Below are 11,309 nucleotides of genomic sequence, written 5' to 3'. Positions count from 1 at the left end.
TATACACTTCCCACTATCTGGGCATGTTCGGGACTTGCACCCGTTAGAGCGTGCCCATGGCGCGCAAACACAAAAAAAACAGGCCAATGGCCTGTGAAAGAAAGTAATATAGACATAAAAAATGGGGCCTACAGGGCTCGAACCTGTGACCCTCTGCTTGTAAGGCAGATGCTCTCCCAGCTGAGCTAAGACCCCATCTTGTTGTCCGTTCGTTGCTGTACCGAACTGACTTATTTATCTTATCATATTTTTGATAAAAGTCAATACCTTTTTTAAAATTTTTTCAAATTTTATTTATGCATTTCTTCTCTGTCTGTAAGACTCATACATAAGTATCGCAGATGCAACTGCCGCGTTGAGCGATTCCAGCTTTCCTTCCATAGGAATCCGAATCAATGTGTCCGCCTGACTGCTCAGGTGATCGGTCAGACCATTTCCCTCATTTCCAATGAAAAATGCGGTTCCACCACAGTAATTCTCCTGCTCGTAGCTGTTTTTTCCTTTCAGATGTGCCGCATAGGTGTGCACATGATGCTTTTTCAGCACAGGAAGGATGGACTCAATGCTGTCCACATAGAGAAACGGAAGCCGGTACACAGAACCCATGGTTGAACGGATCGTCTTAGGATTGTAGATATCCACAGACTCCTTGCTCAGAATCACACCATCTACACCTGCACCTTCGGCTGTCCGCAGAATTGTCCCCAGATTTCCCGGATCCTGCAGATTTTCCAGGATCATCAGCAATGGATTCTTTTTCTTCAACAGGTCTTCTAACCGGTAATGATACTGCTGTACCATGCACAGCACACCCTGTGGTGTCTTCGTATCGCAGGCCGCTGCAAACACTCTGTCCTCCAGAATCTCTACGTCATGTCCTTTTACAAAGCTTTCTCCCTTTTCCTCATAGAGACTTTGGGAGAGATAGACCTTGCGGATCCGTTCCGCTGGAGCTTCCAGATACATTTTTGTTCCTTCCACAAGAAAGACATCCTGCTCATTGCGAAGCTTTGCCTTACGGCCAAGCTGCTGCAGATTCTTTACCTGTGGATTCGATGTACTTGTTATCATTATTTGGACATATCCTTTGCAACTTTAATCATATAATCTGATACACCCTTGTTCATGCCAAGCGCTTCATTAATATCAAAATCCTTGAACTCACCGTGGCTGAATCCAACTACACGGTTACTTTTGCCTTCGCAGAGCAGATCGACTGCCATGGCACCCATCATGGTCGCATAGACACGGTCACGGCAGGTCGGGCTTCCGCCACGCTGCATGTAACCCAGGATCGTTGCACGGGTCTCCACACCGGTAGCTGCCTCGATTCGCCTTGCCATAGAAGTGGAATGTCCGATTCCCTCTGCATTGATGATAATATGATGCTTCTTTCCACGTTTTCTGTTATTGATAATGTTATTGATGATCTTCTGCTCATCATAATCATACTGTTCCGGGATCAGAATATCTTCTGCACCGTTGGCAATACCGCACCACAGTGCAATGTATCCTGCATTACGTCCCATAACCTCAATGATGCTGCAGCGCTCATGGGATGTGGAAGTATCACGTACTTTATCAATGGCCTGCATGGCTGTATTAACTGCCGTATCAAATCCGATAGTGTATTCTGTACATGCAATATCAAGGTCAATGGTTCCCGGCACACCAACTGTATTTACGCCAAATCCTGCCAGCTTCTGTGCGCCTGCAAAGGAACCGTCTCCACCGATGACTACCAGACCATCAATTCCATGTTTCTTGCAGATCTCCGCACCTTTTCTCTGACCATCTTCTGTACGGAACTCTGAGCATCTGGCCGTAAATAAGATAGTACCGCCTTTGTCCACGATATCACTGACAGATTCTCTCTGCATATCTATAATATCTTCTTCCAGAAGGCCCTGATATCCTCTGCGGATTCCTTTTACCTTCTTGCCGTTGGCGCATGCCTGACGCACCACTGCGCGAATGGCTGCGTTCATACCCGGCGCGTCTCCGCCACTTGTCAAAACTCCAATTGTGTTCACTTCTTTTGCCATGGTCGATTCCTCCGCAAACAGTTTGTTAAAAACGTAATTCTTTCACATTTTAATGCATTTTTCCTGTATTTTCAATATACTTCTCTACAGCTTTTACATTTTTCTCTCCAAATATCTGATAAAGCCGCCCCAAGAGCTCATCTGTGATCTTAATATTCCGGCTGGCAGGAAGCACCTTCTTCATCTTTTCTTTTTTTACATAGATGATCACACTGTCGCTGCCTTCGCTATCCATGATCGTTGACAACAGTTCCGGTTCCCGGCGTTTAAACTCTTCCACATCCGTAAACTGGATCCACAGTTCCTTCTTCGGCTCTGAAAATGGGCGGATGCTTTCCAGGATCATCTTGCTGGCACGATCTTCCTCAGCAGAAATCCGTCCGCTTACAAACACTTTATCATCCACATTCAGCATCTTTCCGATCTTTTCATAATCTCTTGGAAATACAATCACTTCCACGGTTCCCACCAGATCCTCAATGGTGATGAATGCCATCATTTTATTGGTCTTGGTGGCTTTCATCGTCTTAGTGGTAATCATGCCTCCCACGGTGGCACGCTCCCCGTCATGAACCTTCGGAAGTTCTCCCTCCTCCGGTGGGAGAAAATCTGTGGTCACATGGCTGATTCCTCGCTTCCACTGCTCTTCATATTCTTCTAATGGATGACCGCTGATATAAAATCCCAGTACCTCTTTTTCAAATGCCAGCAGATCTCCCTTGTTATATTCAGCAACTACTGGAATCTTCACTTTGAAAGCTTCCTTATCCTCTTCTGCCGCAAAATCAAACAGGCTCATCTGTCCCGCCAGTTCTGTCTTCTTTTTCTGCGCTGCCTCATCCATGATCTGCCCGTAGATCAGCATCATCTGCCTGCGGTTCGCCGGAAAGCTGTCAAATGCGCCCGACTTGATCAGATTTTCCACTACACGTTTATTCACATCTTTGCCTGGCAGACGGTGGATAAAATCAGAAAGATCTACATACGGTCCCCCTGCTTTTCGTTCTGCAATAATGCTCTCGATCACCGGACGACCAATACTCTTGATGGCATTCAGACCATAACGGATGGCTCCACCGGACACGGAAAATGCACTTTCACTCTCATTTACATCCGGTGCAAGAATACCGATGTTCATCTGCCGACAAGTCAGAATATACTCGGACACTTTTGTTGAATTATCGATAACAGATGTCATCAACGCTGCCATAAATTCCACCGGATAATAATATTTCAGCCACGCAGTCTGATAGGCAACTACCGCATAAGCCGCTGCATGGGATTTATTAAATGCATATTTTGCAAAGTCGATCATATCATCATAGATCTTATTTGCCACATTTTCCGGGATCCCTCTGGAAATACACCCAGGTACGCCTTCCGCTTCATTTCCATATACAAAGTTCTGGCGTTCCTGCTGCATGACAGCTGCCTTCTTCTTTGACATGGCACGGCGCACCAGGTCTGCACGGCCCAATGTATAACCTGCCAGCTTCTGCACGATCTGCATAACCTGCTCCTGATAGACAATACAGCCATAGGTCGGTTCCAGAATCGATTCCAGCTGCGGGCAGTCGTAAGTAATCGTCTCCGGATGATTTTTTCCCCTGATATACTGAGGGATAAAATCCATGGGACCTGGACGATACAGGGAAATACCTGCGATAATATCCTCCAGGCTCTGAGGCTTCAGCTCCTTCATGAAATTCTTCATACCCGTACTTTCCAGCTGGAACACGCCGTCTGTCTTACCGGTTCCCAGAGAATCCAACACTGCTTTATCATTGTAATCAATGTGATCCACATCAATCTTGCAGCCATGTCCCTGCTCGGCCATCCGCACAGCATTCTGGATCACAGTCAGGGTACGAAGCCCCAGGAAATCCATTTTCAGAAGTCCAAGTTCTTCCAATGTGGTCATGGTAAACTGAGTGGTCAGTGATCCGTCCTGTGCTCTGGAGAGCGGCACATATTCATCTACCGCCTTCTGACTGATGACCACACCTGCCGCATGCATGGATGTATGCCGTGGCAGTCCCTCCAGGCGCATGGACATATCCACCAGCTCTTTTACCTGCTCATTGGTGTCATATAAAGTCTTAAACTCCGGATTGGTCTTCAACGCCCGATCCAGTGTAATATTCAGTTCCTGCGGCACCATCTTCGCAATGGAATCCACAAAGGCATAGGGCATATCCATCACACGCCCCACATCACGAAGCACACCTCTTGCCGCCAGTGTACCAAAGGTCACGATCTGTGCAACCCGGTCTTTGCCGTATTTACGGACGACATAATCGATGACTTCCTGTCTCCGTTCGAAGCAGAAGTCCACATCGATATCGGGCATGGATACTCGCTCCGGGTTCAAAAAACGCTCAAACAGCAACTGATATTTTGCCGGGTCAATATTCGTGATTCCCAGCGTATAGGAAACCAGACTTCCTGCGGCAGAACCTCGTCCAGGTCCCACAGCAATCCCATGGTCTCTGGAATACTTGATGAAATCCCATACGATCAGGAAATAATCCACATATCCCATCTTCTGAATAATGGACAACTCATAGGTCAGCTGATCTCTCAATTTTCCGGTATCATCCGGATATCTCTCTGCAAATCCATCCCAGCACAATTTATTCAGATATTCCCAGGAAGTATAGCCTTCCGGCACATCGTATTTCGGCAGCTTGGTCACGCCAAACTCAATCTCCACATTACAACGCTGTGCAATCTTATACGTATTTTCCAAAGCTTCAGGTGCATAGGGAAACAACGTTGCCATCTCTTCCGGGGATTTAACAAAATACTGACCGCCTTCATAACGCATACGGTCCTCATCCGACAACCGTTTGCCAGTCTGCAGACAGAGCAGGATATCATGCGGCTTCACATCCTCCGCATACGTGTAGTGCACATCATTGGTTGCCACCAATTCAATTCCCATCTCCCTGCTCATGCGAAGCAGCGACTGATTGACCTGCTTCTGTTCCGGCATGCCATGATCCTGCAGCTCCAGAAAGAAATTATTTTTTCCAAAGATATTCTGATAGCGCAGAGCAGATTTACATGCTTCCTCGTACATTCCACGCATGATATAGCGTGGAATCTCTCCTGCTAGGCAGGCGCTCAATGCAATGATACCTTCATGATATGTTTCCAGTGTCTCAATATCCACGCGCGGCTTATAGTAAAATCCATCGATAAACCCGATCGATACGATCTTCATCAGGTTCTGGTAGCCCTCGTTATTTTCCGCCAGCAACACCAGATGATAATAACGATCTTCGTTATTTCCTGCCTCTTTGTCAAACCGGGAACCTGGCGCCACATAGACCTCGCATCCCAGGATCGGCTTGATTCCCTGAGCTTTTGCCTCTTTATAAAAATCAATCACACCATACATGACACCATGGTCAGTGATCGCTGCACTGTCCATGCCCAGTTTCTTGACTCTTGCCACATATTCCTTGATCTTATTGGATCCATCCAACAGACTGTATTCTGTATGCACATGTAAATGTGTAAAATTCATCTTCTTTTCGTATCCCCTCTGCGTATATCGAACTATGTTTCATGATACCACATTCCATGTGTATTTTGCATTATATTTACGTATAAAAAAATCAGGGAATGATAAATCATCATTCCCTGATCTGTAAATTCTTATGTGTTATTAGCCGTTGATCATGAAGGACAGCAGTTTATCGATATCCTCTTTCTCATAAGCAATGATCTCCAGTTCCGGAATCTCACCGTTGGAGAAAATATTTGCAAGGGATACATACTGGCACAGTTTGGATTTCAGATTCAGTCTGTCGCCCTCTCCCGTAACTAACTCTACTTTACCTTTACAGCTGTCGATCACTTCAAAGAACTTGTTCACATCTTTGATATTCTGTACTTTCATTTCTATAATCTCCTTTCCTTTTCTACGCCTACATTATACTCAAGAAAACCTGTATTTGCAAGCCTTTTTTCCTGATTCCCATCCAAAAATACCTTTTAAAGTCTGGGAGAATTTGGATGTTTTTTATAGTTTTCGAATACTTTTCTCTGTTATTTCAATTTTTTTCTCTTTCAGCAGATGACCAACGGCACGCTTAAATGCATTTTTACTCATAGCCATTTCCCGCTTGATCACCTCCGGAGATGCTTTATCTGTGAAAGGCAGTACCCCGTCAAATTCTTCAATCACACGCATAACGGCTGCCGCGTCCTCATTGATCTGCACGCCTACTTTTTCGCGAAGACTCAAGTCCAGTTTACCATCTTCCTTCACACCGGTTACACGGGCCTGCACCTGATCTCCGATCTGTGCCTGTCCAAAAAACTCTCTGGCTGGAATAAGACCGGAAAACTGATCATCCACTGCCACAAACGCTCCAAAATTCTTGCTGATCTGGTAGATTGTCCCTGTTACATGATCATCCTTCGCATAAGGGCTGTCCTGCCTTAAATACTCATATACATTCATGGTCGCACACAGACGTCCACTCTTATCTGTGTAAAGTCCTACCAGACACTCTTCTCCTGGATGTACCCGGTGGGTCTGCTGCTTAAACGGCAGAAACAGATCTTTTTCCAATCCCCAGTCCAGAAATGCACCGATCTTGGTCACTTCTTTCACCGGAAGCTTTGCAATCTGTCCCAATGTTACCGCTGGTTCTCTGGTTGTTGCGATCAGACGGTCCTTGGAATCCTTATATAAAAATACTTCCAGTCCATCTCCCACCTGTATATTTTCAGGAACCTGCTTTATCGGAAGCAAGACTCTCTCTTCAGAGTCCTCTTCTCCCAGATACACACCAAATTCCACTTTTTTCACAACCTTCAGAAGCTGTTTTTCTCCTAACTGCATCAACTTTCTTTCTCCTGTCACTTAAATTCTATCACTGCATAAGGCATACCATTTTCATCATTTAACGATACAATCCAGGTGTTCTCCCTCTTTCCGATCAAAGGACAGATCTGGTTACCCAGTACGGCCGACCGTTTATATTCTGCCCGCATCTCGTGAATCTTCGTCTCTTCCGGCAGATAATCTGCCGCCATCTGTACATATTGTCCGTTATTTACATGCCGATTCACATCCAGATGATATTCATGCACTTCAAATGCATCTCTGCTCTCCATCTGCTCCGGTAAGCGGATCTTTCCTTCTTCTGAACCCATATTCAGTCCCGGCTCCAGTGTATATGCTCCGGAGAGACTTTCCTCGATCTTCGTTGGCCGCATGCGCTCTGTATCCATCAATACCCATTCAGAATCCGCATAAGCCGCCATCTTTCCCTGATTGTCCAGCAGCCGGAAGTTTCTCCGTCCTGTCATACGACCAAACTCATAAGGCCATGTGCCTACTTTGATCTGTTCACCCATATATGGATAACGGTCCACAACGATCTTCCATGACCGCAGCACCCACATTCGATTGTGTTCGTTCAGATACTCAATCCCCACACCCAGATCTTCTGAGTGAAAAGAACTGCAGTCCTGAAAATAATTCAATACTGCATTCAAAGTCATCCTCTGATGCTGATCCACCTCCGACAGGCGTACTCTACTGTCATACTCATACATGTTCCGTGCCTCCTGCTCATGTTCCTTTTTATTATAACCGCAACTTCCAAAAATCTCTACCATAACTTTTGCAGAACACACGAAAAAGAGTCATCCGATTTTGATTCATCGAATGACTCTTTACCTGTCAATCTGGAGTTTCACCTTTATTATCTCCTTTCAAGATTATTGGGTCTTTCAGATTGTTGGTCCTCCTTTGATTTTTTTCCTTACTTTTTTTGATCCTTCTTGAGACTCTGCATCGGTCTGTACCTCTGTTTCTATTTGATCTGATCCACTTTCTATCGATCTGCGATTATGTATCATACTGAGCAAGTGTCTGTCCGACTTTGTATCACGGTGTTTCTCGTCCACCTGTCTGATATTCTTATTCGGATCTCGATCAACTTCATCCAGTCTGCTTAGAATCTTGATCTTTTTAATTCTGTCAGATCATTCAGTTGTCCGTTTCATCCTCATCAATTCATCTTTTTGTAAGGTTTTTCATCTTCCCATTGGACCTTACCTCCGTTCCAGAGATTTTTGTATCTCTTTCTTGTTGGTGACTTTATAATACAACATCTTTCTTATTTTGTCAACTTTTTTTAGATAAAATATTTATATTTTATAAATTATCTGATTTTTATATGGTATTTATACAATTATCAGTTTGCATAACGGGCACAAAACACCGATGCATTGCCATGCAAACCGATTGCTGAGCCTATACAAGATACGGGGTATCTTCTCCATTCATGAATTTGATCGCACCGATGATGGAATTTTCTGCCATATTGGCAACCGCCTCGTCGGTGTAGAATGCCGTATGCGGGCTGACAACCACGTTGGAATAGGAACGAAGGATCGCCAGACGTGGATTGTGAAGCGGCTCACCCATACGGTCAAAGTAATACAGACCGCTCTCATGCTCCACCACATCCAATCCTGCAAAACCGACTTTGCCGCTCTCGATACCATCGATCAGCGCATCCGTGTCGATCAGGGCGCCACGGGCACAGTTAATAATAATCACGTCCTGCTTCATCTTTGCAATGGCATCTGTGCCGATCATATGATAATTATCCTCGGTTGCCGGTGCATGGAGGGTAATAATATCACACTCTTTATAAAGAGTCTCCAGATCTGTATACTGCGCATACTGCTTCATTTCGTCATTTTCATAGAGATCATAAGCCAGCATCTTACAGCCAAATCCGCTCAGGTGACGAATCACGGTACGACCGATCCGGCCGGTTCCGATGATTCCAACGGTGCAGTCCGGCAGTTCCCGGCCCAGTTTTCCTTTCAAGGTATAATCCTGAATGGCAGCCCGCTCCATAATATGCTTCATCTTGCGACAGCCCATCAGCATCATCATGATTGTGTAATCCGCTACACTGTTCGGTGAATAACTGATATGGATCACACCAAGCCCCAGCTCCTTTGCATACTCCACATCAATGTGGTCATAGCCGATGGTTCTGGTGGCAATACATTTGATCCCCAGATCATGAAGTTTCTTCAACATAGGCTTGTCAAATACGGTCGTGATCACATCCACCACATCATAGCCTGCTGCCATGTCAAGGTTCTCCAGACAGGGCGTCTCGGTGGTGTAATCATATTCCACATTGTATTTCGCACAGAATTTTTCAAAAAACGGAAGCTCATCAAAGGTTCTCATACTGTATACAAATAATCTCATCTCTTGCACCTCACATATTCAAATCTGTTTTCTACGATACCACAATCCTTTTATTTTTTCAAAAAATTTGACAAAAATTGGCTTTTCTTTTGGAGCCGTCACAGATATAATGTTTCTTGATGACTGTTAAAACATTTACTGAGGAGGATAACTATGGGCGGCTTTTTCGGAGTTGCATCAAAATCAGACTGTTTGTTTGACCTGTTCTTTGGAACAGATTACCATTCCCATCTGGGAACCCGTCGTGGAGGTATGGCGGTCTACGGACCGGATGGTTTTGACCGTGCGATCCATAATATTGAAAATGCACCTTTCCGTACCAAATTCGAAAAGGATATGCAGAAAATGAAAGGTAATATTGGTATTGGCTGTATCTCAGACTACGAACCCCAGCCATTGATCGTCCGTTCCCATCATGGAACCTTTGCGATTACTACCGTTGGTAAGATCAACAACGCAGAAGAGATTACGAAGCTGATCTTCCAGAGCGGACACACTCATTTTCTGGAAATGAGCGGTGGCGACATCAACCCAACCGAGCTGGTGGCAGCTATTATCAATCAGAAGGAGAATCTGATCGACGGTATCCGTTATGCACAGGAACTGATCGATGGTTCCATGACTCTTCTGTTATTGACTCCAAAGGGTATCTACGCTGCCCGTGACAAAATGGGAAGAACACCGGTGATCATCGGACGTAAGGAAGATGCTTATTGTGTGACATTTGAAAGCTTTGCTTATCTGAATCTGGGTTATGAACCCGAACGGGAACTTGGTCCCGGCGAGATTGTGGTAGTGACACCGGAGGAAGTCCGTACACTGGCTACTCCTGGAAAGGATATGAAGATCTGTACATTTCTGTGGGTCTATTATGGATATCCGTCCAGCGTCTATGAGGGTGTCAGTGTAGAACAGATGCGCTGTAACTGTGGAGCCTGTATGGCAAAGCGGGATGATGTGACACCGGATACGGTAGCTGGTGTGCCCGATTCCGGAATTGCCCATGCGGTTGGATATGCCAATGAATCCGGCATTCCATTTTCCCGTCCTTTCATTAAATACACACCTACCTGGCCCCGCTCCTTCATGCCGACGATCCAGGATACCCGTAACCTGATCGCCCATATGAAGCTGATCCCGATTCATGAACTGATCCAGGGTAAGAGCCTGCTCCTCATTGACGATTCTATTGTCCGCGGAACGCAGCTTCGTGAAACCACAGAGTTCCTGTATGAGAGTGGAGCTAAAGAAGTTCATATCCGGCCGGCATGTCCACCACTGGTCTACGGCTGCAAGTACTTAAACTTCTCCCGCTCTAAATCAGACATGGATCTGATCGCCAGAAAAGTGATCCAAAAGCTGGAAGGACCTGATGTGTCAGATGAAATCCTTCAGGAATACACCGATCCTTCTTCTGAAAAATATGAGATCATGGTAGAAGAGATCCGTAAAGAATTGAATTTTACTTCTTTGAAGTTCAACCGGCTGGATGACCTTCTGGATTCCGTCGGTATCGATCCTGATCATCTGTGCACCTATTGCTGGAATGGCAAAGAATAAGATCTTATTTTAGAAACGTGTGCCTTCGGACACACATAAAAAAGACAGGCTGGAAAGGGAGTATCCCAAAGTTTGTGTAAACCTCCAAACTGATGTAAGATAAAATTACTCAGTTTGGAGGTTATTTTTATGGCAAGAAGAAAAGACAGCCCACAAAAAGCAGCAATGAGAGAAATGATGCGTAACTATCTGAAAAATAATGATATCAGCATCAAAGATGGCACCGATGTTAACAGCATCATGCGTGACATGATGTCTGTCATTTTGGAAGGTGCTTTGGATGAAGAACTGGATGAAGAATTAGGATATTCCAAGTATGACTATCGAAACAAAGAAACAGACAATAGTAGAAATGGACATTCCAGCAAAACCATGCACACCAGTTATGGAGATATGGATGTGGCAATCCCAAGGGATCGTAATGGTGATTATGAACCTCAGCT

Annotated in this window: 9 protein-coding genes and 1 tRNA gene; 2 read left to right on the top strand and 8 right to left on the bottom strand. The window is 45.1% G+C overall.

The window, feature by feature from the left end:
* Nucleotides 1–122: 122 nt before the first annotated feature.
* From WMO62_RS14750 to WMO62_RS14715, 8 genes are all read right to left on the bottom strand, one after another.
* Nucleotides 123–195: transfer RNA gene (locus WMO62_RS14750), tRNA-Val, on the bottom strand.
* A gap of 99 nt (nucleotides 196–294) precedes the next feature.
* Nucleotides 295–1,071, bottom strand: a complete 777-nt coding sequence (locus tag WMO62_RS14745; RefSeq protein WP_147602043.1) for a TrmH family RNA methyltransferase — start codon at nucleotides 1,069–1,071, stop codon at nucleotides 295–297.
* Nucleotides 1,071–2,045 (bottom strand): 6-phosphofructokinase, encoded by a 975-nt coding sequence (gene pfkA, locus WMO62_RS14740; RefSeq protein WP_117497531.1) that lies wholly within the window; start codon nucleotides 2,043–2,045, stop codon nucleotides 1,071–1,073. The genes WMO62_RS14745 and pfkA overlap by 1 nt, the downstream gene beginning before the upstream one ends.
* A 49-nt stretch (nucleotides 2,046–2,094) precedes the next feature.
* On the bottom strand, nucleotides 2,095–5,577 hold the full coding sequence (locus tag WMO62_RS14735; protein ID WP_147602041.1) for a DNA polymerase III subunit alpha: 3,483 nt from the start codon (nucleotides 5,575–5,577) through the stop codon (nucleotides 2,095–2,097).
* Between the two features lie 141 nt (nucleotides 5,578–5,718).
* The gene (locus WMO62_RS14730) at nucleotides 5,719–5,952 is read right to left on the bottom strand and encodes a polya polymerase (protein WP_117497526.1); all 234 of its coding nucleotides are present in this window, start codon (nucleotides 5,950–5,952) and stop codon (nucleotides 5,719–5,721) included.
* A 123-nt stretch (nucleotides 5,953–6,075) separates the two neighbouring features.
* Entirely contained in the window at nucleotides 6,076–6,903 is an 828-nt protein-coding gene (locus WMO62_RS14725; RefSeq protein ID WP_178754259.1) for a S1-like domain-containing RNA-binding protein, read from the bottom strand.
* 17 nt (nucleotides 6,904–6,920) lie between these two features.
* The gene (locus WMO62_RS14720) at nucleotides 6,921–7,622 is read right to left on the bottom strand and encodes an acyl-[acyl-carrier-protein] thioesterase (RefSeq protein ID WP_349145147.1); all 702 of its coding nucleotides are present in this window, start codon (nucleotides 7,620–7,622) and stop codon (nucleotides 6,921–6,923) included.
* 703 nt (nucleotides 7,623–8,325) lie between these two features.
* Nucleotides 8,326–9,306 carry a D-isomer specific 2-hydroxyacid dehydrogenase family protein gene (locus WMO62_RS14715; RefSeq protein WP_349145146.1) on the bottom strand — a complete coding sequence of 327 codons (981 nt, stop codon included), beginning with the start codon at nucleotides 9,304–9,306 and terminating at the stop codon, nucleotides 8,326–8,328.
* Between the two features lie 153 nt (nucleotides 9,307–9,459).
* On the opposite strand from WMO62_RS14715, the gene WMO62_RS14710 reads away from it, so the two are divergent.
* Both WMO62_RS14710 and WMO62_RS14705 read left to right on the top strand, forming a co-directional pair.
* Nucleotides 9,460–10,866 carry an amidophosphoribosyltransferase gene (locus tag WMO62_RS14710; RefSeq protein WP_349145145.1) on the top strand — a complete coding sequence of 469 codons (1,407 nt, stop codon included), beginning with the start codon at nucleotides 9,460–9,462 and terminating at the stop codon, nucleotides 10,864–10,866.
* 129 nt (nucleotides 10,867–10,995) lie between these two features.
* The coding region (locus WMO62_RS14705) for a transposase (RefSeq protein WP_349145144.1) at nucleotides 10,996–11,309 on the top strand (314 nt) is incomplete at its 3' end.

The organism is Hominiventricola aquisgranensis, from assembly GCF_040096225.1.
GTDB classification, from domain to species: domain Bacteria; phylum Bacillota; class Clostridia; order Lachnospirales; family Lachnospiraceae; genus Hominiventricola; species Hominiventricola aquisgranensis.
The sequence above is the reverse complement of the archived record's forward strand: the minus strand, read 5'-3'. Positions and strand labels throughout refer to the sequence as shown.

What these genes read in the sequence shown, in the direction of transcription:
- WMO62_RS14745 (WP_147602043.1), bottom strand. Translation starts at nt 1,071, where the DNA reads ATGATAACAAGTACATCGAATCCACAGGTAAAGAATCTGCAGCAGCTT.
- pfkA (WP_117497531.1), bottom strand. Translation starts at nt 2,045, where the DNA reads ATGGCAAAAGAAGTGAACACAATTGGAGTTTTGACAAGTGGCGGAGAC.
- WMO62_RS14735 (WP_147602041.1), bottom strand. Translation starts at nt 5,577, where the DNA reads ATGAATTTTACACATTTACATGTGCATACAGAATACAGTCTGTTGGAT.
- WMO62_RS14730 (WP_117497526.1), bottom strand. Translation starts at nt 5,952, where the DNA reads ATGAAAGTACAGAATATCAAAGATGTGAACAAGTTCTTTGAAGTGATC.
- WMO62_RS14725 (WP_178754259.1), bottom strand. Translation starts at nt 6,903, where the DNA reads ATGCAGTTAGGAGAAAAACAGCTTCTGAAGGTTGTGAAAAAAGTGGAA.
- WMO62_RS14720 (WP_349145147.1), bottom strand. Translation starts at nt 7,622, where the DNA reads ATGTATGAGTATGACAGTAGAGTACGCCTGTCGGAGGTGGATCAGCAT.
- WMO62_RS14715 (WP_349145146.1), bottom strand. Translation starts at nt 9,306, where the DNA reads ATGAGATTATTTGTATACAGTATGAGAACCTTTGATGAGCTTCCGTTT.
- WMO62_RS14710 (WP_349145145.1), top strand. Translation starts at nt 9,460, where the DNA reads ATGGGCGGCTTTTTCGGAGTTGCATCAAAATCAGACTGTTTGTTTGAC.